The 23,745-nt window shown below is 67.4% G+C and carries 22 protein-coding genes; 12 read left to right on the top strand and 10 right to left on the bottom strand.

What is annotated here, in order from left to right:
* Window positions 1-33: 33 nt before the first annotated feature.
* A complete protein-coding gene (locus GGR89_RS07350; RefSeq protein ID WP_125974470.1) occupies window positions 34-480 on the top strand; it encodes a DUF3429 domain-containing protein in 447 nt (148 codons plus the stop codon).
* Here GGR89_RS07350 and GGR89_RS07355 read toward each other — a convergent pair whose 3' ends face one another.
* Both GGR89_RS07355 and folE read right to left on the bottom strand, forming a co-directional pair.
* Window positions 481-1,428 (bottom strand): NAD(P)/FAD-dependent oxidoreductase, encoded by a 948-nt coding sequence (locus GGR89_RS07355; RefSeq protein ID WP_125974468.1) that lies wholly within the window; start codon window positions 1,426-1,428, stop codon window positions 481-483.
* A 14-nt stretch (window positions 1,429-1,442) separates the two neighbouring features.
* A complete protein-coding gene (folE, locus tag GGR89_RS07360) occupies window positions 1,443-2,057 on the bottom strand; it encodes a GTP cyclohydrolase I FolE (RefSeq protein ID WP_125974466.1) in 615 nt (204 codons plus the stop codon).
* A 145-nt stretch (window positions 2,058-2,202) separates the two neighbouring features.
* On the opposite strand from folE, the gene GGR89_RS07365 reads away from it, so the two are divergent.
* The gene (locus tag GGR89_RS07365) at window positions 2,203-2,790 is read left to right on the top strand and encodes a helix-turn-helix domain-containing protein (protein ID WP_164521794.1); all 588 of its coding nucleotides are present in this window, start codon (window positions 2,203-2,205) and stop codon (window positions 2,788-2,790) included.
* Window positions 2,791-2,847: 57 nt separating this feature from the next.
* On the opposite strand, the gene GGR89_RS07370 is transcribed toward GGR89_RS07365, so the two are convergent.
* Together GGR89_RS07370 and GGR89_RS07375 are read right to left on the bottom strand one after the other, a co-directional pair.
* On the bottom strand, window positions 2,848-3,072 hold the full coding sequence (locus GGR89_RS07370) for a hypothetical protein (RefSeq protein ID WP_125974464.1): 225 nt from the start codon (window positions 3,070-3,072) through the stop codon (window positions 2,848-2,850).
* Window positions 3,073-3,222: 150 nt separating this feature from the next.
* Window positions 3,223-4,602 (bottom strand): M28 family peptidase, encoded by a 1,380-nt coding sequence (locus GGR89_RS07375; protein WP_125974462.1) that lies wholly within the window; start codon window positions 4,600-4,602, stop codon window positions 3,223-3,225.
* 239 nt (window positions 4,603-4,841) lie between these two features.
* On the opposite strand from GGR89_RS07375, the gene ettA reads away from it, so the two are divergent.
* Together ettA and GGR89_RS07385 are read left to right on the top strand one after the other, a co-directional pair.
* Window positions 4,842-6,521, top strand: coding sequence for an energy-dependent translational throttle protein EttA (gene ettA, locus GGR89_RS07380; protein ID WP_125974460.1), 1,680 nt, complete (start codon window positions 4,842-4,844; stop codon window positions 6,519-6,521).
* Between the two features lie 102 nt (window positions 6,522-6,623).
* Window positions 6,624-7,289: a DUF3108 domain-containing protein gene (locus GGR89_RS07385; RefSeq protein WP_125974458.1), complete on the top strand. Its 666-nt coding sequence runs from the start codon at window positions 6,624-6,626 to the stop codon at window positions 7,287-7,289.
* Between the two features lie 10 nt (window positions 7,290-7,299).
* Here GGR89_RS07385 and GGR89_RS07390 read toward each other — a convergent pair whose 3' ends face one another.
* From GGR89_RS07390 to GGR89_RS07400, 3 genes are all read right to left on the bottom strand, one after another.
* Window positions 7,300-7,578 carry an acylphosphatase gene (locus GGR89_RS07390; protein WP_125974456.1) on the bottom strand — a complete coding sequence of 93 codons (279 nt, stop codon included), beginning with the start codon at window positions 7,576-7,578 and terminating at the stop codon, window positions 7,300-7,302.
* A 115-nt stretch (window positions 7,579-7,693) separates the two neighbouring features.
* The gene (gene greB / locus GGR89_RS07395; protein ID WP_125974454.1) at window positions 7,694-8,173 is read right to left on the bottom strand and encodes a transcription elongation factor GreB; all 480 of its coding nucleotides are present in this window, start codon (window positions 8,171-8,173) and stop codon (window positions 7,694-7,696) included.
* 15 nt (window positions 8,174-8,188) lie between these two features.
* On the bottom strand, window positions 8,189-10,180 hold the full coding sequence (locus GGR89_RS07400; RefSeq protein ID WP_125974452.1) for a lytic transglycosylase domain-containing protein: 1,992 nt from the start codon (window positions 10,178-10,180) through the stop codon (window positions 8,189-8,191).
* A 71-nt stretch (window positions 10,181-10,251) separates the two neighbouring features.
* On the opposite strand from GGR89_RS07400, the gene dapA reads away from it, so the two are divergent.
* The 6 genes from dapA (at window position 10,252) to GGR89_RS07430 (ending at window position 17,829) form a co-directional block, all read left to right on the top strand.
* Entirely contained in the window at window positions 10,252-11,133 is an 882-nt protein-coding gene (gene dapA, locus GGR89_RS07405) for a 4-hydroxy-tetrahydrodipicolinate synthase (RefSeq protein WP_125974450.1), read from the top strand.
* A 67-nt stretch (window positions 11,134-11,200) separates the two neighbouring features.
* On the top strand, window positions 11,201-11,683 hold the full coding sequence (gene smpB, locus GGR89_RS07410; RefSeq protein ID WP_010545579.1) for an SsrA-binding protein SmpB: 483 nt from the start codon (window positions 11,201-11,203) through the stop codon (window positions 11,681-11,683).
* The gene (locus tag GGR89_RS07415; RefSeq protein WP_342449835.1) at window positions 11,676-12,227 is read left to right on the top strand and encodes a DUF2062 domain-containing protein; all 552 of its coding nucleotides are present in this window, start codon (window positions 11,676-11,678) and stop codon (window positions 12,225-12,227) included. Before smpB ends, GGR89_RS07415 begins: the two co-directional genes overlap by 8 nt.
* Window positions 12,228-12,302: 75 nt before the next feature.
* The gene (locus GGR89_RS07420; RefSeq protein ID WP_125974446.1) at window positions 12,303-14,696 is read left to right on the top strand and encodes a hybrid sensor histidine kinase/response regulator; all 2,394 of its coding nucleotides are present in this window, start codon (window positions 12,303-12,305) and stop codon (window positions 14,694-14,696) included.
* A 40-nt stretch (window positions 14,697-14,736) separates the two neighbouring features.
* Window positions 14,737-15,090 carry a response regulator gene (locus GGR89_RS07425; RefSeq protein WP_125974444.1) on the top strand — a complete coding sequence of 118 codons (354 nt, stop codon included), beginning with the start codon at window positions 14,737-14,739 and terminating at the stop codon, window positions 15,088-15,090.
* A 54-nt stretch (window positions 15,091-15,144) separates the two neighbouring features.
* A complete protein-coding gene (locus GGR89_RS07430; protein ID WP_125974442.1) occupies window positions 15,145-17,829 on the top strand; it encodes a valine--tRNA ligase in 2,685 nt (894 codons plus the stop codon).
* A 125-nt stretch (window positions 17,830-17,954) separates the two neighbouring features.
* On the opposite strand, the gene GGR89_RS07435 is transcribed toward GGR89_RS07430, so the two are convergent.
* The gene (locus GGR89_RS07435) at window positions 17,955-18,839 is read right to left on the bottom strand and encodes a diacylglycerol/lipid kinase family protein (protein ID WP_125974440.1); all 885 of its coding nucleotides are present in this window, start codon (window positions 18,837-18,839) and stop codon (window positions 17,955-17,957) included.
* Window positions 18,840-18,952: 113 nt separating this feature from the next.
* Here GGR89_RS07435 and GGR89_RS07440 point away from each other — a divergent pair, with 113 nt between their 5' ends.
* Window positions 18,953-20,326, top strand: a complete 1,374-nt coding sequence (locus GGR89_RS07440; RefSeq protein ID WP_125974439.1) for a cryptochrome/photolyase family protein — start codon at window positions 18,953-18,955, stop codon at window positions 20,324-20,326.
* Window positions 20,327-20,332: 6 nt separating this feature from the next.
* Here GGR89_RS07440 and GGR89_RS07445 read toward each other — a convergent pair whose 3' ends face one another.
* Both GGR89_RS07445 and rnd read right to left on the bottom strand, forming a co-directional pair.
* A complete protein-coding gene (locus GGR89_RS07445) occupies window positions 20,333-20,623 on the bottom strand; it encodes an I78 family peptidase inhibitor (protein ID WP_125974437.1) in 291 nt (96 codons plus the stop codon).
* Complete coding sequence (gene rnd / locus GGR89_RS07450; protein ID WP_125974435.1) at window positions 20,620-21,795, bottom strand: ribonuclease D; 1,176 nt, start codon at window positions 21,793-21,795, stop codon at window positions 20,620-20,622. Before rnd ends, GGR89_RS07445 begins: the two co-directional genes overlap by 4 nt.
* 147 nt (window positions 21,796-21,942) lie before the next feature.
* Between rnd and aspS the strand changes: the two genes are divergently transcribed.
* Window positions 21,943-23,745: an aspartate--tRNA ligase gene (gene aspS, locus GGR89_RS07455; RefSeq protein ID WP_125974433.1), complete on the top strand. Its 1,803-nt coding sequence runs from the start codon at window positions 21,943-21,945 to the stop codon at window positions 23,743-23,745.

The raw sequence follows: 23,745 nt of genomic DNA on the forward strand, positions 1-23,745 counted from the left end.
GAGCGCTGGCGGCGCCCGGGCGATCCCGACATCATGGAAAATCCCGCCTCGCTCGCTCCTGCCGCGCGTTTGCTCGGCTATGCCGGACTGCTGCCGCTGATCGGCTGCGCGGCCGGTCTCGGGTTGGTGCCGATGCACCGCGCGCCGCTGCTCGACGCCGGGTTCGGCTATGCCGCGCTGATCTTCAGCTTTCTCGGCGGGCTCTGGTGGGGGCAGGGCATCGCGCGCGGGAAGGCGTCCCCCGCGCTGTTCACCATCGCGGTGCTGCCGTCGCTGGTCGCCTGGGGGCTGATGCTGCTCCGGCTGCTCGGCTGGACCACGCAGGAAGCGCTGCTCGTGCTCGGAGCAGCGATCCTGCTCTCGCCGATCGTGGACCTTGCGCTCGCTCGCAAACAGGCCACCGTGCACGGTTGGATCGCACTGCGCCTCCAGCTTTCCACGGGGCTTGGTGCTCTGACGCTGGCGCTCGCCATCCTCTGATCAGGCGGCGGCTGCCGCGCTGCCGATCATCGTCCCCAGGCGGTGGCCGGAGAGCCAGGCCAGCTCGACGCGCGGGCCCTGCAGCCAGTCGCCACAGGCGCCGAGCCGGAGCGACCCGTTCCACAGCGCGCCCTTGTCGATACCCGGCGTCATCGCGAAGCGCCAGCGATGCGCGGCGAGGTAGCGAACCGCCGGCACCGCACCGTCGGCATGCGCGAGCAGGGCGCCGAGCAGCGCCTGCGCCACGGCATCTGCGCTGTCCTCGAGATGCTGGGTCGACCAGGAGCCATGACCCTGCACCACCCAGGTCTCCCCATCGTGGCGCCCTGGCTTGGCACCGTCGCGCGCTGCCCAGCCGATGATCCCCCGCTGGCGGATGCTGTCGGCCGCGATCGGCACGCGATCCTCGAACGCGATCATCGCGGTCCAGCAGGGCTGCGAGCGTGCCGCCATCGCATCGGCCGCCATCATCAGGTCGTGGGTGCCAAGGATCGCCGCGGCCTGCTCGGCCGGCAGCGCGATGATCGCCGCGTCGAACGGCCCATGCTGCTGCGCCTGCAGCCGGACGTGCCAGCCCTGCGCGTTGCGCGTCAGGCCGACGACATGATGCCCGAAATGCACCTGATGTGCCGACGCCATGTGGCGCACCGGCGCATTCATCGTCGGAGTGCCGACCCAGGCGTCCGGCCCGGCCTCATCCCAGGGGCTGGCCACGCCCTGCGCCTGCCAGTCCTGCACGAGGCGCCGGAACCGCTCGTCGCGGACGGTGAAATACTGCGCGCCGTGGTCGAAGTGGAGCGTCTCGCCGTCGACCTCGACCCGCCGGGTCGACATTCGCCCGCCGGGCCCGCGGCCCTTGTCGAACAAGGTCACCCGGTGCCCGGCGGCGAGCAGCTGATCGGCACAGGCCAGGCCGGCGATGCCGGCACCGAGGATCACGACGTCCATCTGCGCGGTCCCGCTCAATAGCCCATCAGCGACATCAGCTCGGCGCGGCTGCTGCGATCCTCGAGGAAGCAGCCCAGCATGCGGCTGGTCACCATGCCGACGCCGTGGGTCTTCACCCCGCGCCCGGTCATGCAGCCATGCTGCGCCTCGATCACCACCGCGACCCCGGCCGGCTTGAGGTGCGTCCAGATCGCCTGCGCGATCTCGGCGGTCAGCCGCTCCTGGATCTGCAGGCGGCGGGCATAGCCGTGGAGCACGCGGGCGAGCTTGGAGATGCCGACCACCCGGTCCTTCGGCAGATAGGCGATCGAGGCCTTGCCGGTGATCGGCGCGAGATGGTGCTCGCAATGCGACTGGAAGGGGATGTCCTTCAGCAGCACGATCTCGTCATAGCCCGCCACTTCCTCGAAGGTGCGGGCGAGGTGCATGCCGGGATCCTCGTCATAGCCGGCGCAATATTCGCGCCAGGCCCTGGCGTGGCGCAGCGGCGTGTCGCGGAGGCCCTCGCGCTCCGGATCCTCGCCGACCCAGCGCAGCAGCGTCCGCACCGCTTCCTGCACGTCGTCGGGGACCATTTCGGCGCCTGTTTCGTTGTCGGCCCGTTCTATATCGTTGCAGAAGAAGTTCATCGGGCCTACCTTTCGTTTCACCGGCAGCATTTGCGTGGCGCGCCGGCATCGAGTGTCCTCCACATGAGGAACCCGGGGGAAACCGGGAACATGGACAAAAGGGTATGCAGATTTGCGGCCCCAAAAGGATGCGGAAAGCCGACCAATGCCACTGACCGACATGATCGCCGGAAGCGCCGTCGCCGCGGTGCTTAGCAACCCCAGGCTCCCCGACAATCCCATCATCGATTGTAACGACGCCTTTGTCAGCCTGACGGGGTATCGCCGGGATGAAATCATCGGCCGCAACTGCCGGTTCCTCGCCGGTGACAAGACCGAGCCGTGGCTCAGCGAGGCGCTGAGTGCCGGCGTGCGTGAGAAGCGGCCGGTGATGGTGGAGATTCTCAACTACAAGAAGGACGGTACGCCGTTCCGCAACGCGCTGCTGGTCGCGCCCATCTTCGGCGAGGATGGCGAGCTCGAATATTTCCTCGGCTCGCAGATGGAGGTGGAGGGGCCGAAGGACGGTACCGCGCACCGCGCCACCATCGCGCGCGACAAGATCGACGGTCTGTCCCCGCGCCAGCGCTCGGTGCTGATCGCGATGGCGGCGGGCAAGCTCAACAAGCAGATCGCCTATGACCTCGGCCTGACCGAGCGGACGATCAAGATGCACCGTGCGGCGATGTTCCGCGCGCTGGGCGTGCGCACCGCGGCGGATGCCGTCCGGATGGCGATCGAAGCGGGCTATTGAGCCACAAAAAAGGGGCGCCCCCGAAAGGACGCCCCTGATGGGTTCGGCCGGTACGGCTTACTGTGCGTTGGCGACCGGTGGTTCGACGCCGTTGTCCGGCGCGGCGTTGCCGATCATCGCCTCGGCCTCGGCATTGGCGCGATCCTCGGCGTCGTTCTGGTAGATCATCGCATTGGCCTCGGGCGCGACGTTCGCGCCGTCGGACAAATTGCCTTCGCCGCCGCCGCATGCCGCAAGCGGCGTCAGCAGGGCTGCCGCGGCCATCAGGCGAAGCTTGGTCATCCGGTTGCTCCTACGTCCAAATCCGTTGCGCAGCCGAAAGGGGCCGCGCGTCGAGCCCGCTGCATGGGGCACGGCGAGCAACGCGTCAAACCCAAATATGTCGCATCGCCGTGACTTTGCCATGTTTCCGCCCGAATTCGGGACCGGCCGTCACTCGCCCTTTTCGGGGGGGAGGGCGGCGATGTCCTCCGGCGCGTTGGCCGCGATTGCCAGCATCGACGCCCAGGCGGCGACATTCTGGCGGAGCTGCGCCGGATCGATCTTGTCGAGCGTGTCGTCGGGCGTGTGGTGCAGGTCGAAATAGCGCAGCCCGTCCTGGTTGAGCCCGATCGTGCCGACGCCGAGCGCGAGGATCGGCTCGACATCGGTGCCGCCATGCGCCTTGCTCCGGCCGCGCTCGATGCCGAGCGGGTAGAGCGCGGTTTCCAGCCGGTCGCCAATTGCCTTGGCGCCTTCGGGAAGGTTGGTCTCGAACTTCCAGACGCGGTCGGCGCCGAAATCGGATTCCATCGCGAGCACGTGGCGCTCCTTGGCGTGCGCCTTGGCATAGGCCGCGCCGCCGAAGCCGCCGACTTCCTCGGCACCGAACCAGACGACGCGGATCGTGCGACGCGGCTGGCCGAGCTTCGCGGCGTGAAGCGCAGCCGCAGTGGTGATCCCCACGCCCGAGGCGTCGTCGATCGCGCCGGTGCCGAGGTCCCAGCTGTCGAGATGGCCGCCGACGACGATGATGCCGGCGCTGGGGTCGCTGCCCGGGATGTCGGCGATCACGTTGCCGGACTCGGCCTCGCCCTTGAACTGCGGGGTCACGCTCAGCCGCAGCTGCACCGGCCCGCGCTTGACGAGGCGCACCAACTGCTCGGCATCGGGCACGGAGAGCGCGGCGGCGGCGATCGGCGACACGCCCTTGGCCCAGGTGGTGACGCCGGTGTGCGGGTTGCGGTGATGGTCGGTGCCGATCGAGCGGATCAGCACCGCGGCGGCCCCCTTGGTCGCGGCGATGCTCGGCCCGGCGCGGCGGACGGCGCCGTAATAGCCATATTGCGAGCCGTCCTGGGTCGGCACCATCGCATGGTCGATGAAGGCGATCTTGCCCTTGAGGCTGCCGGCAGGCGCGGCTTGAAGATCGGCGAGCGAGGCGAAATAGGCGACCTCTGCCTCCAGCGGCTGCGCGCCGGTCGAGCCCGAATAGCCGAGCGCGGCGATCGTCAGCTTCTGCGCCGACGGCCCAAGCACTTCGGCGGTTTCCACGCCGCGGATCCAGACCGGCATGCGGTAGGTCTCGATATGGACGTTCTGGAAGCCCAGCGCAGTCAGCTTCTTGACGCCCCAGGCGCGGGCGCGCGCCTCGGCTTCGGTCGCGGCGAGGCGCTGGCCGATCTCGGTGGTGAGGCCCTCGGTCACGTCCCAGGCCACAGTGTCCTGCAGCGCGGCGTCGCGGACCTTGGCCACCTGGTCGGCGGTCTGCGCGAGCGCGGGGAGGGGAAGGGCGAGCGCGGCAGTGGCCGCAAGCAGGAGGCGCTTGGTCATGCTGCGGATGCTAACCAGCGGCGGAACGATTGCAATGGGGGATGAGCGGTTTGGAAAGCATGTTTAACTCCCTCCTCCTCGGAGGATGAGGGGGTGGGGTGGAGGGATTCCAGAACGCTGGTCGGTCTCTGAGAGACATGGTCTCTCCGCCAACCCCCGCGTTGCCAACCCGCGCCCGCATCGCTACATGCCACGCGTCTTTCCAGCATCCAGAATTCTCGCAACGGAGATCCGCCACCGTGGCTGCGCAGTACGCCTTCGTCATGAAGGACATGACCAAAACCTTCCCCGGCGCCCCCAAGCCGGTGCTCAACAACATCAACCTGCAGTTCTACCAGGGCGCCAAGATCGGTATCGTCGGCCCCAACGGCGCCGGCAAGTCGACGCTCATGAAGATCATGGCGGGCATCGACAAGGATTTCGCCGGCGAGGCATGGCCGGGCGAGAACATCACCGTCGGCTATCTGCCGCAGGAGCCGCAGCTCGATCCGACCAAGAACGTGCTCGAGAACGTCAAGGACGGCGCGCGCGAAGTGGCGGACATGGTCGATCGCTTCAACGCCATCTCGGCCGAGATGGGCGATCCCAAGGACGACACCGATTTCGACGCGCTGATGGAGGAGATGGGCGATCTCCAGGCCAAGATCGACGGGGTCGACGGCTGGACGCTCGACAACCAGCTCGAAGTCGCGATGGAAGCGCTGCGCTGCCCGCCGTCGGACTGGCCGGTCGAGAACCTGTCGGGCGGTGAAAAGCGCCGCATCGCGCTGACCCGGCTGCTGATCCAGAAGCCGTCGATCCTGCTGCTCGACGAACCGACCAACCACCTCGACGCCGAAAGCGTCAACTGGCTGGAAAACCACCTCAAGGAATATGCCGGCGCGGTGCTGATGATCACCCACGACCGCTATTTCCTCGACAACGTCGTCGACTGGATCCTCGAGATCGATCGCGGCAAGTATTTCCCGTACGAAGGCAATTACTCGACCTATCTCGAGAAGAAGGCCAAGCGCCTCGAGCAGGAAGACCGCGAGGCCACCGGCCGCCAGAAGGCGATCAAGGACGAGCTCGAATGGATCCGGCAGGGCGCCAAGGCCCGCCAGACCAAGTCGAAGGCGCGTATCGCCAAGTTCGAGCAGCTGGTCGCCAGCCAGGAAAACCGCACGCCGGGCAAGGCCCAGATCGTCATCCAGGTGCCCGAGCGCCTGGGCGGCAAGGTGATCGAGGCCAAGAACATCTCCAAGGCCTATGGCGACAAGCTGCTGTTCGAGAACCTCTCGTTCATGCTGCCGCCGGGCGGCATCGTCGGCGTGATCGGGCCGAACGGCGCGGGCAAGTCGACGCTGTTCAAGATCATCACCGGCCAGGAGACCCCGGACTCGGGCGACATCGAGATCGGTTCGACCGTCCGCCTCGGCTATGTCGACCAGAGCCGCGACCACCTCGACGACAGCAAGAACGTCTGGGAGGAAATCTCGGACGGGCTCGACTATATGAAGATCAACGGCCACGACCAGTCGACGCGCGCCTATGTCGGCGCGTTCAACTTCAAGGGCCAGGACCAGCAGAAGAACGTCGGCAAGCTGTCGGGCGGCGAGCGCAACCGCGTCAACATCGCCAAGATGCTGAAGCGCGGCGGCAACGTGCTGCTGCTCGACGAACCGACCAACGACCTGGACGTGGAAACGCTGGGTGCGCTGGAAGAGGCGATCGAGAATTTCGCGGGCTGCGCCGTGGTGATCAGCCACGATCGCTTCTTCCTCGACCGTCTCGCCACCCACATCCTTGCCTTCGAAGGCAACAGCCATGTCGAATGGTTCGAGGGCAATTTCGAAGCCTATGAGGAAGACAAGCGCCGTCGCCTGGGGGACGCCGCCGATCGTCCGACCGCGCTGGCCTACAAGAAGCTGACGCGCTGAGCCTGAACGCGCCGGGTCGAGCCGAGGGGCTTGATCCGGCGCTTGCTTTTCTACGGTGTATTGCTGCTATGGTACGGCTCTCGACCAGAGGGGAGCCATAGGATGCTTGCACTGATGCTGATCGCTGCCACGCCGTTGCCGGACATGGCGGTGCCCGACGGCTCCCGTCTCCGCGAAGGCAGCGCCTGCTATGCGCTGACCCGCGAGGGCAAGCCGATCGGCCAGACCTGGCAGCGCGTCCGCGCCGCGACCGAGGGGTCTACCCCCGTCTGGGACATCATCGTCCACCAGCGCGTCGGCGACGGCAGGTTCGACATGCGCGACCATTTCGTGCTGCGGCGTGGCGACCTCACGCCGCTTCGCATGGACAGCCGCCGAAACGGGGTCGAGCATGTCCGCGTCCGCTATGACGGCAGGACGATCCAAGTGACGCGGCCGGACAAGGCTGAGACGCAGTTATCCGCACCCGGCACGGTATGGGACGGCAATCTATGGGGCCTGACCTTCGCCGCGTTGCCGCTGGCTGAAGGAAAGACCTATCATCTGCCCTTCTTCCAGTACGACAAGGGGTTGGGGCACTTTACGCTCAAGGTGGCCGGCAGCGCGAAGGTGAATGGCCAGGATGCATGGCTTGTGGATGCCGATGCCGGCGACGGCCGCACCGTCCGCTACCAGATCGGCAAGGACCCGGCGGCGGAACTAGGCACCGAAAGCCCGATGTTCGGCCAGCATCTCGGCGGCGATTGCAGCGCGCTGGCCGAACCCTGACCCACTCGGATCAGGCGGTGAACCGCTTGGTGAAGCCCTTGTGCGGCTTGTCCTCGGGCACGGCGGCGCTTTCGACATGCTCGACCCGCGCCATGGGCGGGCCTTCGCGGCAGGCCTCGACGAAGAGGCCCAGCGCGGTGTCTTCCCCGGCGGCGAGCACCTCGACGCGCCCGTCGCGCAGATTGCGTACCCAACCGGTGAGCCCGCCGCGCTGCGCGGTGCGCACCACCCAGTCGCGATAGCCGACCCCCTGTACCCGTCCCGAAACCAGGATTCGCTGCTGCGCCATATGCTCCCTTTGTACACGCCCATGATGTCGGGCCGCGAGTATCTGTAGCAGTCTGGGACAGATGGGGGGCGGGGCAGGGGAACGGTCCGCCGCAAACCCGGCAGACCCCGGCGCGTCAGGGATAGGTGATTGCCATCACTTCATATTCGCGCTCGCCCGCGGGCAGGGTCACGCGGCGGAGGTCGCCGACCCGGGCACCGCGCAGCGCGCGGGCGAGCGGCGCGTTCCAGCCGACCAGTCCCTTGGCGGCATCGGCCTCGTCGTCGCCGACCAGGGTGAGCGTGCGGTGGTTGTCGTCCTCGTCGGCGATCGTCACGCAGGCGCCGAAGAACACCCCGCTGCGATCCTCCTGCCGGCTGGGATCGACCACTTTGGCCGCCTTCATCCGCCGGGCGAGGAAGCCCAGCCGCCGATCGATCTCGCGCAGGCGCTTGCGGCCATAGATGTAATCGCCGTTTTCGGAGCGATCGCCATTGCCCGCTGCCCAGGAAATCGTCTCGACCAGCTTGGGGCGCTCGGTCCCGAACAGCTGGTCGTACTCGGCCTTGAGCGCGCCATAGCCGGCGGGGGTGATATAGTTGGGGCGATCGTTCATGATCGGCCCACGCTATCAGCCCGGCCGGCTCTTGCCCAGATACCAGCTGAGGTTCGCCGTGCCCTTGCTGCGCGCATAGGAGGGGTTCATCAGGTCGTAGACCACGGCATTTTCCAGCACGCGCTGGACGTAATTCTTGGTCTCGAAGATCGGGATCTGCTCGATCCAGCGGATCACGTCGCCGCCGGGGAGGCGCGGGTCGCCATAGGCTCGCAGCCATTTGTTCACGTTGCCCGGACCCGCGTTATAGGCTGCCACGGCGAGCGGGTAGCAGCCACCATAATAGGTCAGCATCCGCTGGAAATAGCTCGAGCCGAGCTGGATGTTATAGTCGGTGTCGGCGTTGAGCGCGCTCGCGTCATAGCCCATGCCGAGCTTGCCCGCCGTCTCGCGCGCGGTGCCGGGCATCAGCTGCATCAGCCCGCGTGCGCCGGCGCGGCTGACCGCGTCGCGGTTGAACTGGCTTTCCTGGCGCGCGATGGCGTGGATGATCGTCCAGTAATCGCGCTGCCCCTCGGGCACCTTCACCGACGGATAGCCGGCGGCGCTATAGTCCGACAGGCCGTTCTGCAACGCGCTGCGGCCGACCATCACGCCCAGATCCGGGCGGCCCAGCGTGCGGCTGAGATCGGCGGCGAGGAGATGGTCGTCCTCGGTCGTCGCGTCCTCGGCGATCTTGCGGAGGAACAGGCTCTGGTCGCTGCGGTTGCCCATCTGGCCGAGCAGCTGCGCGGCGCGGACGAGTTCGCGGCGGTAGAAAGCCTCGCGCGCGCCCGGCGCCGGTGCCTTGCCGGTGAGGTCACGCGGCCCGCGCAAGGGCTGGCCGAGCCGCTCCACGGCGAGCTGACCGTAGAACAGGTCCGGGAAGCCGCTCGCACTTGCATAATAGGTGCGCGCGCTGGTCGCATTGCCGGCCGCTTCGGCGGCGCGCCCGGCCCAGTAGAGACCTTTGGACTGGGTGCCCGGCGTCTTCGACCCATGGCCGTAGCGGGCGAACATGCCCACGGCATCGTTCGGCCGCCCGAGATTGTAGAGGGCCACGGTGCCGGCGAGCCAGGTGAGGCTGGTATAATCGTCGCGCACGCCGAGCGAGAGATCGCTGACGTCGGTGCCCGAGGGAAAGGCGTCGTCCACCTGCGAGGCGATGCGATAGGCGAGGTCGTATTGCCCATCCGCCACCGCGCCGCGCGCCGCCGAGAGCAGCACCTCGTACCATTTCTCCGGGTCGCCGGGAAAACCCGCCATGCGCCGCGGCTGGGCGAGGTAGGAGCGCATCAGCTGGGTCTGGCCGGTCTGGCCCAGCCATCGGGCGCGATCGGCGATATAGCCATGGTCGGAACCGCCGCGCGCTTCCGCCAGGCTGGCCTTGGTCGCCGCGTCATAGGCATTGGTGCGATAGGCGATCCGCGCGTCGAACACCGGGCGCCGCTCGGGAGAGGTGAAGGGTAGCTGCCGCGTCGCGATGCTGGTTGCCCCCTGCCAGAGCAGCATGTCCTCGCGTGCGTCGTGATCGGCGGGGCGGAGCGCCGTGCCGAAGGACGCAAGCAGCTCGCTCTCGTCCGTGGTGCGCAGGATGCCCGCGCGCCAGGCGCGGCGTGCCTGGTCCTCCGCCTCGGCGCGGCGGCCGGTCGCGGCGAGCGCCTCGGCATAGCGCAGGCGTCCGGCGGGCGTGATCGGCGGGAAGCGGGTGAAGAATCGGACCACAAGGTCCGGCATGGTCGTGCCGCTGTCGAGGATCGTCTCGGCGGCCGCGCGCCTGCTCTTCTCGCCGGGCCAGCCGGGATGCGCGAGCAGGAAATTGGCATAGTCGGAAAAGGCGTAATTGTCCGACTGCTGCAGGCGCTTCCATTCGACCAGCGCCGTGCTGACCGGATCGAACTGGGCCTGGGCCTGCGGCACGAAGCCGCCCGCCAGGGCCGCCAGCATCGCAGGGTTCACCTGCGAGGAGGCCGCCAGTCCCGAAACACCGGCGAACAACAACGCGCCTTTGAGTACCGTACCGACCATCTGGACATGATAGGAGATCCGCCCGTATCTGCCACCCCGTTTCTACCGAAAAAAGAGGATGATTCCGCGCGATGTTTTCTGGATCGATCCCTGCGCTCGTGACGCCGTTCCATGACGGCGCGTTCGCGGAGGAGGATTTCCGCGCGCTCGTCGAATGGCAGATTGCCGAAGGCTCGTCGGCACTGGTGCCCTGCGGCACCACCGGCGAGGCCGCGACCATGCCCAAGGACGAGCATTTCCACATCGTGCGGGTCTGTGCCGATCAGGCGAAAGGCCGGGTGAAGATCCTTGCCGGCGCCGGCTCGAACGACACCAAGGTGGCGATCGACAACGTCCATGCCGCCAGGGATGCCGGCGCCGATGCCGCGCTGATGGTGCCGCCCTATTACAACCGCCCGAGCCAGGAAGGCATCTTCCGCCACTTCGCCGCGGTGGCCGAGGCGACCGACCTGCCGATCGTGCTGTACAACGTGCCCGGCCGGACGGTAACCGACATCCAGCCCGCCACCATGGCGCGGATCGTCCAGGCGTTTCCGGAGACGTTCGTCGGCGTGAAGGACGCGACCGGAAGCCTCAGTCGCGTGTCCGAGCAGCGCGCGGGCTGCGGCACCGGCTTCGTCCAGCTCTCGGGCAATGACGAGACGGCGCTGGCATTCAACGCGATGGGCGGCGTCGGCTGCGTGTCGGTGACGGCCAATGTCGCGCCCAAGCTCTGCGCCGAGTTCCAGGCCGCCTGGGCAACGGGCGACAACGCCAGGGCGCTGGCGCTCCACGACAAGCTCTATCCGCTCCACATCGCGATGTTCACCGATGCCTCGCCGGGGCCGGTCAAGTACGCGATGGGCCGGGTGCGCCCGGGCTTCCCCCAGGAACTCCGTCTGCCGATGACCGAAGCGGGCGAGGCGAGCCGCAAGGCGGTCGACGCCGCGCTCGAATTCGCCGGGCTGGTCTGAGCTTCGGACCGGAGCGCCAACAAACGTCTGGCGCTCCGGGCCGAGCATCCCTACATCCCGCGGTCTTATGGCCCGTCCGCGTCCCGCTACCTTCGACAAAGTGAAGACCGTCGCCGAGAACCGGCGCGCCCGCTTCGACTATTTCATCGAACAGACCTATGAAGCCGGCCTGGTGCTTACCGGGACCGAGGTGAAGTCGCTGCGCTTCGGCGAGGGCTCAATCGCCGAGGCCTATGCCGAGGTGAAGGACGAGGCGGTATGGCTGGTCAACGCCAACATCCCCGAGTTCAGCCACGGCAACCGCTTCAACCACGAGGCGAAGCGGCCGCGTAAATTGCTCCTTCACGAGCGCGAGATAAACAAGCTGCACGGCGCCGTCGCCCGTGAGGGCATGACGCTGGTCCCGCTGTCGGTCTATTTCAACGGCAAGGGGCGGGCGAAGGTCGAGCTGGCGCTGGCGAAGGGCAAGAAGACGCATGACAAGCGCGAGACCATCAAGGAACGCGACTGGAAGCGCGAGCAGTCGCGCATCCTCCGCGACCGTGGCTGACGTGGCGCGCTCCGGTCGCCTGCAGCGCCTGGCGGACAAGGCGATTCCGAGCCGGGAGTCGATCGAAACGCATCGCTGGCTGAAGCCGGTGGCCAGCCGCGTGATGCACTCGTCCCTGTGGCGTTTCACCCGTCGCTCGGTCCCGCGCGGGGTGGCGCTGGGCATGCTGACCGGCATTCTCGTGCCGATGGGGCAAATTCCGGCCTCTGCCTTTCTCGCGCTGCCGCTGCGCGCCAACATCCCGGCCGCTGCAGCGACGACCTTCTTCACCAATCCGCTGACCACGCCGCCCCTCTGGGTCGCCGCTTATTGGATCGGCAGCTGGATGCTCGGCCCCGGCGCTGCACGGCACGTGCTGGCGGGGGATGCGCCGGGCTGGCTGGACTGGCTGCTGCACCAGGCCGGGCCGGCGACGTTAACGGGGCTCGTCACGATCGCGGTGGCGCTATCCGTGCTCGGCTATTTCGGTAGCGGACTGTTGTGGCGCTGGTGGATCCTCCGCAAGCGGAAGCGCCGGCTGCACCTCCGTAGCCTGGGCGCCTGAGATCAGCGTATCGCCGCATCCGAACTGACGCGATCGGCGCTTGACGCTGGCGCCGGGACGGAACAACGGTGCATCATGGCCAGTCTGCCCGACGCCGAACTTCCCAAGCCGTCGCTGCTGCTGCCGATCGTGGCCGTGGTGGTGACCGGCGTCGCTGCGGCGGGTGTGATCCTTGCCGGCCTAAACGATCGTGCGATCGCGATGGGCTTTCTTGCCGCCGCGCTGCTGGCGGCCGGGGTGATGCTGGCGATGGGCCGACTGTTCCGCTCGCCGACCACCAGCATCGAACGCTATACCGACTGGGCGATCGCCCATGCGCTCGCCTCGGCCAGCGACGACGCGCTGGCGGTGACCGATCGCAGCGGCCGGATGGTCTGCGCCAATCCGCGCTACGAGGCGCTGTTCGGCGGCTGGCCGACTCCCCCCAATTTGCCGATCGGCGACGAGAGCGAGCGCGCGCTCGGCGCATGCGCCCGCGCCGCGTGGCGCGACGGCGAGAGCCGTTGCAGCGACATCCAGGTGTTCGGCGCGCAGGTGGCGGTGCGGGTCGTTCGCGTGGGCGACGAATCGCTGGTGTGGCGCTTCATCGGCATCCATGCCCTTGACCTGGCCGTGCAGGTGCAGGGCCTTCTTGCGGGGCCGACCGGCGATCGACTGGGCGGGGCAGGGGTGATGGTCGTGCTGGTCGCCCCGGATGGCCGTGTCCGCTCGGCCAACCGTGTGTTCCGCCACCGCGCGCTCGGCAGCGCCGATTCCCTTGCCGATGGCCGCGACTTTGCCGGTCTGCTGATCACGGACTCGATCGGTCAGGTGCGGTTCCAGCGCGAAGGCATGGAAGGCACGCCGCTCCGCGTGCTCCAGATCCCGTTCTTGGAAGGGGATGAGGCGCCGCTGCTGGTCGCGCTGCTCGACGAGGAGCCGACCGCGCTCGCGAGCCCCGCGCTCGCGGGCAGCGCTTCGGCGCACGTCCATTCGCTGATCTCGCTGTTACCCACCGGCCTCGCGCTGATCGACCGCGACGGTCGCTTCCTGACGATGAACGACGCGTTCGTCCGCACTGCGCGCGTGAATCCCGCAGCACCACCGCTCTATCCGGGCGACCTGGTGGTGCGCGAGGACAAGGCGACATTGGCCGACGCGGTCCGCCGCTTCGCCGGCGGCGCGCCCCAATCGCTCGAGATCACGGTCCGGCTGAAGGATGCCTCGGAAGAGCCGGTGGCGATCACCATCGCCGGCGCGCGCGGACTTGGCGATGCCGCGGTGCTGCTGAGCCTCAGGGACTCGGGCGAGGAGGGCAAGCTCAAGCGCCAGATCGCCCAGGCGACCAAGATGCAGGCGGTGGGCCAACTCGCCGGCGGCGTCGCGCACGATTTCAACAATATCCTCACCGCGATCATCGGCCATTGCGACCTGATGCTGATGCGCCATTCGCCCGGCGACAGCGATTATGACGACATCCAGCAGATCCGCGCCAACTCGAACCGCGCCGCGAGCCTGACCCGCCAGCTGCTCGCCTTCTCGCGCCAGCAGACGCTGCGTCCGCAGGTGCTGCAGCTGCCCGACATCATCTCCGAGGTCTCCAACCTGCTCAAGCGGCTGCTCGGCGAGACGGTGTCGCTCGACGTCAAGCATGGCCGCAACCTAGGGCCGGTCCGCGCTGATCCGGGGCAGCTCGAGCAGGTGGTGGTCAACCTCGCGGTCAACGCCCGCGATTCGATGCTCAGCAAGAACCCGAGCGGCGGCGGTTCGCTGACGATCGAGACGCTGGCGGTCTCCTCCGCCGACGTCCGGCGGATGGACGATGATGTCCTGCCGATCGGCGACTATACCGCGCTGCGCATCTCGGACACCGGCACCGGCATCCCGCCCGAGATCCTGCCCAAGATCTGGGAGCCCTTCTTCACCACCAAGGAAGTGGGCAAGGGCACCGGGCTGGGCCTGTCGACCGTCTACGGCATCATCAAGCAATCTGGCGGCTATATCTTCGCCGAGAACAATCCCGGCGGCGGCGCGGCGTTCACCATCTACCTGCCGGTCCATACCGCGCCCGAGGCAGCGGTGGCCAAGCTGCCGGTGGTCAAGGAAAAGCCCGCCGATCTCTGGGGCACCGGCACCATCCTGGTCGTCGAGGACGAGGACATGGTCCGCGCGATCGCCGAGCGCGCGCTGACCCGCCAGGGCTATTCGGTGGTTACCGCCGAAAATGGCGAGGTCGCGCTTGAAACGATCGAGACCATGGAGAAGCCGGACCTGCTGGTTTCCGACGTGGTGATGCCGGTGATGGACGGGCCGAGCATGGCGCGCAAGGTGCGCGAGCGCTGGCCCGATTTGCCGATCCTGTTCATGTCCGGCTATGCCGAGGAACAATTGCGCCGTTCGATCGATCTCGACAATGTCGCCTTTCTCCCGAAACCCTTTTCGGTGCAACAACTTGCAGAAGCGGTTCAGGAGATCTTAGTGGTCAAATAAGTGCTTGGCACGAAACAATTTTTCCTGCAAAGGGGGTAGCATGCAGGGTCCGCGTAACATTCTCATCGTCGAAGACGAGCCGTTGATCGCCATGATGCTCGAGGATTTCCTCGATGCGCTGGACCGCGTGCCGGCGGGTACCGCCGACAACGTCGCCGAGGCGCTCGACCGGATCGGGGCGGGCGGCATCGATGCGGCGATCCTCGACGTCAACCTGCGCGGGGGCGAGCAGAGCTGGCCGATCGCCGACAAGCTCGCTGAGCTCGGCATCCCCTTCGTGCTCGCGACCGGCGGCGCCGACGACAGCATCGCCCAATCGCACCGCGATCGGCCGGTGCTCTCCAAGCCGTTCACGCTGGACCGCGTCGACAAGGTGCTCAGCAACCTGAGCTGAGCCGACGCCCAAGGGTTGTGCGCAGGGCAGCGGCGACGCTAAAGCCCCTGCACCATGACCGAACTCCCCAAGACCTTCGACCCCGCCGACATCGAATCCCGCTGGTACGCCCATTGGGAAGACGAAGGCCTGTTCCGCCCCGAGCGCCCCGGCGCCGAGCCCTGGACGATCGTCAATCCGCCGCCCAACGTGACGGGCAGCCTGCACATCGGCCACGCGCTCGACAACACGCTGCAGGACATTCTCGTCCGCCACGCGCGGCTGAAGGGCAAGGACGCGCGCTGGGTCGTCGGCACCGACCATGCCGGCATCGCCACGCAGATGGTGGTCGAGCGCCAGCTCAACGCGGCGGGGCAAAAGCGCACCGACTTCACCCGCGAGGCGTTCGTCGACAAGGTGTGGGAGTGGAAGGCGGAGAGCGGCGGCCAGATCACCCGCCAGCTGCGCCGGCTCGGCTGCTCGATGGACTGGGCGAATGAGCGCTTCACCATGGACGAGGGCTTCTCCAAGGCCGTCCTCAAGGTGTTCGTCGAACTGCACCGCCAGGGCCTGCTCTATCGCGACAAGCGCCTGGTGAACTGGGATCCGGGCCTCGGCACCGCAATCTCGGACCTCGAGGTCGAGACCAAGGAAGTCCGCGGCAATTTCTGGCACCTGCGCTATCCGCTGGCGGACGGCTCGGGCTTCATCCAGGTCGCGACGACGCGGCCGGAGACCATGCTGGCCGATATGGCGGTGGCCGTGCATCCCGAGGACGCGCGCTACAAGGCGCTGATTGGCAAGCAGGTGAAGCTGCCGATCACCGGCCGCCTGATCCCGATCGTCGGCGACGAGCATGCCGATCCGGAACTCGGTTCGGGCGCGGTGAAGATCACGCCGGGCCATGATTTCAACGATTTCGAAGTGGGTGTTCGCGCTGGCATCAAGGCCGGCGAGATGCTCAACATGCTCGATGCCAAGGCTGCGATCTGCCAGACGCAGGACGGGCTCGTGCCGGCCGAGCTGATCGGGCTCGACCGCTTCGAGGCCCGCAAGGCGATCGTCCAGCGGCTGAGGGACGAGGGCTTCCTCGTGCCCTTTGTCGACAAGGAAGGCGCCGAGCACGACGCCGAACCGCGCACGATCCAGACGCCCTATGGCGACCGTTCGGGCCAGGTGATCGAGCCGTGGTTGACCGACCAATGGTATGTCGACGCCGCGACGCTCGCCAAGCCGGCGATCGAGGCGGTCCGCTCGGGCGCGACGAAGATCGTGCCGAAGAGCTGGGAAAAGACCTATTTCAACTGGATGGAGAACATCCAGCCCTGGTGCGTAAGCCGCCAGCTCTGGTGGGGGCATCGCATCCCGGCCTGGTTCGATGCCGACGGCCAGGCCTATGTCGCCGAGACCGAGGAAGAGGCGCAGGCGCAGGCCGGCGAGGGCGTTGCGCTTACTCGTGATCCCGATGTGCTCGACACCTGGTTTTCCTCGGCGCTGTGGCCGTTCGCGACGCTCGGCTGGCCCGAGAATAGCGATCCGACGCTCGGCGGGCGCTACTCGAACGACGTGCTGATCTCCGGCTTCGACATCCTGTTCTTCTGGGATGCGCGGATGATGATGCAGGGCTTGCACTTCATGAAAGAGGTGCCCTTCAAGACCCTGTATCTGCACGGTCTTGTCCGCGCGGCGGACGGCCAGAAGATGTCCAAGTCCAAGGGCAACACGGTCGATCCGCTGGGTATGATCGACAAGTACGGCGCTGACGCGCTGCGCTTCTTCATGGCGGCGATGGAAAGCCAGGGCCGCGACATCAAGATGGATGAGAAGCGGCTCGAGGGCTATCGCAACTTCGCGACCAAGCTGTGGAACGCCGCGCGCTTCTGCCAGGCGAACGGCATTGCGGCGAGCAAGCATCTCGAGGCGCCGACGGCGGAGCTGGCGGTAAACCGCTGGATCATCGCGGAAACCATTGCGACGGTGCAGGCGCTGGATCTGGCGCTGGCCGATCTGCGCTTCGACGAGGCGGCGAACAGCATCTACCAGTTCGTCTGGAGCCGCTTCTGCGACTGGTATCTCGAGCTGATCAAGCCATTGCTGCAGGGTGAGGGCGTTGCCGCCGCCGATGCGGAGGAAACCCGTGCGGTCGCCGGCTGGGCGCTCGACCAGATCCTCGTCATGCTCCACCCTTTCATGCCCTTCATCACCGAAGAGCTGTGGTCGAAGATGGGGCCGCGCGAGCATGACCTGATCGTGGCGAAGTGGCCGATGGCGGATGCACGGGCGCTCGATCCGTCGGCGGCGCAGGAGATCGACTGGCTGATCCGGCTGGTGAGCGAGATCCGCGCGGCGCGGACCGAGCTCAACGTGCCGCCGGGGGCGCGGCTGGCGCTGCACGTTCGCGATGCGTCGGCGGAGACGGTCGCGCGTCTGGCGCGGCAGGAAGCGGCCCTGGCGCGGCTTGGTCGCGTGGACCAGGCGCAGGGCGATGCGCCGGCCGGCGGTGCGCTGCAGCTCGTCGTGGACGAAGCGACGTTCGTGATGCCGCTGGGCGATGTGGTCGATCTGGAGGCCGAGCGTGCCCGCCTCGCCAAGGCGATCGCGGCGGCCGAAAAGGAGCGCGATGGGCTCGCCGGGCGTCTCGGCAATCCGAGCTTCGTCGAGCGGGCCAAACCCGAGGCGGTCGAGAAGGCGCGGGCGGATCATGCCGAGAAGGCGGCCGAGGCCGAGCGGCTTTCGGCGGCGCTGGCGCGGCTGGGGTAAGTTCGAACCCGACTCACCCTCACCCTCACCCTTCCGCCGCTTCGCGGCGCCCTCCCTCTCCCGCCTGCGGGAGGGGGAGGGGACCATCGCACTAGCGATGGGGAGGTGAGGGTGACTTTACCAAGCTACTCCGTCTCGCGCGGCACCATCACGTCGATCACCGCAGCCGCCACCTTCGCCGTCACCGGCGTGTTGGCCAGCACCTCGCCGTCGATCGAGATCGGCAGCGACGGTTCGGTCGCCACCCGCAGCGACTTGCCCCGAAACGTCACCGTATCCTCCCTGCGTGCCTCTAGCCGCAGCACGGAGGCCGCCCAGTTGCGGACCAGCCGCGACTTGGTCGGGCCCTTCACCACCTGGACGACGATCTCGCCCGAGGCGACGCTGGCCTCGTCGACCAGCTCGGTGCCGCCATGGAACGGGCCGTTGGAGATCCGCACCTCCACCGCAAGCACGCGCTGAGCGTTCGCACCCTCGCCGACGATCACGGTGAACGGCTTGAACTTGACGAACTGCAGCACGGCCCAGCTGAGATAGCCCATCCGCCCGAACCAGCGCTTGGCATTGTGCGGCACGGTCTGGGCGATCTGCGGCGACAGGCCGATCGCGGCGGTGCTGGCGTAGTAATCGTCGTCGATCATGCCCAGGTCTATGCGCTTGGGCGTACCCTGCAGGATCGCGTCGATCGCCCCGTCGACGTCCAGCGGGATACCGAGCGAGCGCGCGAAGCTGTTGGCAGTGCCGAGCGGCAGCACGCCCAGTGTCACGCCCTTGCCGACCAGCGTGTCGACCAGCCCGCTGATCGTGCCGTCGCCGCCGCCGAGGATTACCAGCTCGGGCTTTTTCGCCAGCATTTCGTCCAGCACCGCCTCCAGCCGATCGGGATCGTCAACGGCGTGCGCATCGACGGGCATGTCCTGCTCGCCGAAGCGGGCGCAGGCGCGGTCGAACCAGTCCTGGCCGTGGCGGGACTTGGTGTTGACGACCATCGCCGCCGATGTGAATGCCATGGGGATCCCTCGATTGATGACGGCAGCGTAACGCCTGCCGTCGCCGATCGGGTCCATGCCCCCTGATCCAGCGGACAGGTGGCCCTGGTTCGCACTTGCGCGTTTGTACGCCTATGACCGCACCCGTCCTGCTCTGGTTCCGCCGCGACCTCCGCCTTGCCGATCACCCCGCGCTCGTCGCCGCTGTGGAGGCGGGGGCGGTAATCCCGGTCTATGTGCTCGACGACGAGACGGCGAAGCACCGTGCGATGGGCGGCGCCTCGCGCTGGTGGCTGCACCACAGCCTGATGGCGCTCGACGCGGCGCTGCGCGAGAAGGGCTCTCGGCTGATCCTCCGCCGGGGAAAGAGCGACGCGGAATTGGCGCGTCTCGCCGAGGAGACCGGGGCGACGACCGTGCACGGCATCCGCCATTACGAGCCTTGGTGGCGCAATGCCGAGCGGTCGGTGGCGCAGCGGCTGACGCTCTGCTGCCACGACGGCAATTACCTGCTGCCGCCCGGCGCGGTGACGACGGGGGCGGGCCAGCCCTACAAGATCTTCACGCCTTTCTGGCGAGCGCTGCGCGAGCGCCTGCCCCCGGCGCCGCCGCTGCGGGTGCCGCAGAAGATCGGCGCACCGTCCAAATGGCCGAAGAGCGACACGCTGGAAGAGTGGGACCTGCTACCGACCAAGCCCGACTGGGCCGGCGGCTTCCGCGAGGAATGGACCCCCGGCGAGGCCGGCGCGCACCAGCGGCTCCGGCGCTTCCAGGACCATGCCGCCCGCTATGACGACACCCGCAACCTGCCCTCGATCGAAGGCAGCTCGCGCCTCTCGCCGCACCTCCATTTCGGCGAGGTCTCTCCCGCGCAGGTGTGGCATGCTGTCGAGGATGCGGGCGGGCAGGTGGAGGAATATCTGCGCGAGTTGGGCTGGCGTGACTTCACCCAGAACCTGATCTGCCAGTTTCCCGATTATGCCGCCAAGAACGGCCGTCCCGCCTTCGACAAGATGGAATGGCGGAGCGGCAGGGATGCCAAGGCCGATCTCCGCGCCTGGCAGCTCGGGGAAACCGGCTACCCGATCGTCGACGCGGGCATGCGCCAGCTATGGGCGACCGGCTGGATGCACAACCGCGTGCGGATGATCGCCGCCAGCTTCCTGATCAAGCACCTGCTGATCGACTGGCGGGAGGGCGAGCGCTGGTTCTGGGACACGCTGGTCGACGCGGACTACGGAAACAACTCTGTCAACTGGCAGTGGGTCTCGGGCTCGGGCGTCGACTCGAGCCAGTGGAGCCGGGTAATGGCGCCGCTCACCCAGTCCGAGAAGTTCGATGCGGCGGGCTATATCCGGCAATGGGTGCCCGAACTCGCCAAGCTGTCCGACGCCGTGATCCACGATCCCGAGGCGGCAGGGTGCCGCCCCGCCGCCTATCCGCCCAAACGCATCGACCACCGCGAGGCGCGGGAGCGCGCGCTTGCGGCGGGTCGGGCGGTCCGCTGAGTGGCTTCAGCCGCAGCGGGCGTCGGTGATCGTGCCGGCGGCGTCGACGTGCAGGTTCAGTCGGTCGACGCGGAAGTCCATCGTCACCGCCGAGCCCGGCGCGATCCAGCGCACGCGCTTGGCGCCCGAGCGGGCAAGCGCGTCGGCCTCGATCGCGGGCGAGCGCTGCTTGCCCTTGAGGTCCTGCACCCGGTTGGCGTCGCATTCAACCATCGGCGGCAGTGGTTCGGCTTTCTTCTGAGGTGCGCAGGCGGCAGCGGTGGCCGCCAGCGCGAGCAGGGTCAGGGCGCGGATCATGCCGGATCCTCGGTGCGGCTCATCTTGAGCTTGCCGTTGCGCACCGCGAAGCCGAGCTGGCCTTCGACCAGCGCCAGCGCGTCACGGCCGAACTGCTCGTAGCGCCAGCCTTCCAGGATCGGCAGGTCCTTGCGGACCCCAGCGGCGAGCGCCTCCAGATCCTCCGAACGGGCGAGCAGCCGCGGGGCGACGTTGACTTCCTTGGCGCGGATCTTGAGCAGCAGCTTCAGCAGATCGGCAACCAGCGCACCGTCCTTGCCGAGCGACGGCTTGCGCTCCTCGCGGCCGGGCATCTCGTCGGCCGGCAGCGGCTTCGACTCGGCGATTGCCGCCATCATCCGCCCGCCGATATCGTTGCCTGCCCAGGCGGCGGAAAGACCGCGCACCTTGGCGAGATCGCTCTGCTTGCGCGGCGGATTGGCGGCGAGGTCGGCCAGCGTCTCGTCCTTGACGATGCGGCCGCGCGGCAGATCCTTGCCCTGCGCTTCCAGCTCGCGCCAGCGGGCAAGTGCCTTGAGGCGGCCGAGCACCTCGGGCTTGCGGCTGTTGATGCGGACGCGCTGCCAAACCTGGTCGGGATCGTTGCGATAGTTCTCGGGATCGGAGATTCGCTCCATCTCCTGGTCGAGCCATACGCCGCGGCCGGACTTGCGTAGCTTTTCCAGCATCTTGGGGAAGATCTTGGAAAGGTGGGTCACGTCGGCGATGGCATAGTCGATCTGGCGCTTGTCGAGCGGGCGGCGCGCCCAGTCGGTGAAGCGGGCGCCCTTGTCGACGACGACACCGAGATAGGTGTCGACGAGGTTCGAATAGCCGATCTGCTCGCCCTGGCCGAGCGCCATCGCGGCGACCTGGGTGTCGAACATCGGGTGCGGGGTCTTGCCGGTCAGGTTGTAGACGATCTCGATATCCTGCCCGCCGGCGTGGAAGACCTTGAGCACGTCCTCATTCTCGACGAGCAGGTCGAGCAGGGGCCCCATGTCGAGGTCCGGGGCCATCGGATCGATCGCCGCGGCCTCCTTATCGTTCGCGACCTGGATCAGGCAGAGCTCGGGCCAGTAGCTGTTTTCCCGCATGAACTCGGTATCGACCGTGATGAAGTCGGACTTCGCGAGGCGCTTGCAGAGATCGGCGAGGGTGACGCTGTCTTCGATCAGACCATGAATGTGCATCGCATGCCCATATACCGGTCTTCGGGTTGACAAAAGTGGGGTGTGACCGGAATGCGCGCGGTCATAGTGTTTCAATATCGTCGCGCCGGCCCATTCCGGCACCGCGCCACCGGGCGGGGATGACGACAAGGTGAGAAGAACCGCAACATGCACGCCTATCGCACCCATACCTGCGCCCAGCTCCGCTCCGCGGACGTCGGGCAAACCGTCCGCCTGTCGGGCTGGGTGCACCGCAAGCGCGACCATGGCGACCTGGTGTTCGTCGACCTGCGCGACCATTACGGCATTACCCAGATCGTCACCGACGCGAGCGGCCCGGCCTTCGATGCGATCGAGTCGCTGCGCTCCGAATCGGTGATCACCGTCACGGGCACGGTGGTTGCGCGCGATGCCAGCGTGGTGAACCCGAACCTGCCGACCGGCGAGATCGAGGTCCGCGCGGCGGAGGTGACCGTCCAGTCCGCCGCCGCCGACCTGCCGATGCCGGTGTTCGGCGAGCAGGAATATCCCGAAGAGATCCGCCTGCGGAACCGCTATCTCGATCTGCGCCGCGAGAAGGTCCACAAGAACATCCTGCTGCGCTCGAACGTGATCGCGTCGCTGCGCAGGCGGATGATCGACCAGGGCTTCACCGAGTTCCAGACGCCGATCCTCACCGCGTCGAGCCCCGAGGGCGCACGCGACTATCTCGTCCCCAGCCGCGTCCACCCGGGCAAGTTCTACGCGCTGCCGCAGGCGCCGCAGATGTTCAAGCAGCTGCTGATGGTCGCCGGCTTCGACCGCTATTTCCAGATCGCACCCTGCTTCCGCGACGAGGACGCCCGCGCCGACCGCAGCCCGGGTGAATTCTACCAGCTCGACTTCGAGATGAGCTTCGTGACGCAGGACGACGTGTTCGCCGCGATCGAGCCGGTGCTGCACGGCGTGTTCGAGGAGTTCGCAGACTGGGAGGGTATGGGCCGCAGCGTGAGCGCGCTGCCGTTCAAGCGCATCCCGTACCGCGAATCGATGCTCAAATACGGCAACGACAAGCCGGACCTGCGCAACCCGCTGGTGATCACCGACGTATCGGACTTCTTCAAGGGCTCGGGCTTCGGCCGCTTCGCCTCGATCGTCGAGGGCGGCGACGTGGTCCGCGCGATCCCGGCGCCGGGCACCCACGAGAAAAGCCGCAAGTTCTTCGACGACATGAACAGCTGGGCGCAGAGCGAAGGCTTCCCCGGCCTCGGCTATGCGACGCAGAAGGACGGCGTGTTCGGCGGCCCGATCGCCAACAACCATGGCCAGGATGGCATGAAGGCGATTGCCGAAGCGATGGGCCTCGGCCCGAACGACGGCATCTTCTTCGCCGCCGGCAAGGAAGCCCAGGCCGCCAAGCTCGCCGGCCTGGCGCGCACCCGCGCTGCCGAGCAGCTCGAGCTGATCGACAAGAAGCGCTTCGAGTTCTGCTGGATCGTCGACTTCCCGATGTTCGAATATGACGAGGACGCGAAGAAGGTCGATTTCAGCCACAACCCCTTCTCGATGCCGCAGGGCGAGCTGGAGGCGCTGGAGACCAAGGATCCGCTCGACATTCTCGCCTATCAGTACGACATCGTCTGCAACGGCATTGAGCTGTCCTCGGGCGCGATCCGGAACCACAAGCCGGAGATCATGTACAAGGCGTTCGAGATCGCCGGTTATACCCAGCAGGATGTCGACACCAACTTCTCTGGCATGATCAACGCGTTCAAGTTCGGCGCGCCGCCGCACGGCGGTTCGGCCCCGGGTGTCGACCGCATCGTGATGCTGCTCGCCGACGAGCCGAACATCCGCGAGGTGATCGCCTTCCCGATGACGCAGAAGGCCGAGGACCTGATGATGCACGCGCCCTCGGCGGTGAGCGACAAGCAGCTCAAGGAACTGCACATCCGCCTGGCACCGGGCGTCGACGGCCCCAAGGCCGGCTGA

It is taken from the genome of Sphingomonas trueperi (assembly GCF_011927635.1).
Taxonomy (GTDB): Bacteria; Pseudomonadota; Alphaproteobacteria; order Sphingomonadales; family Sphingomonadaceae; genus Sphingomonas; species Sphingomonas trueperi.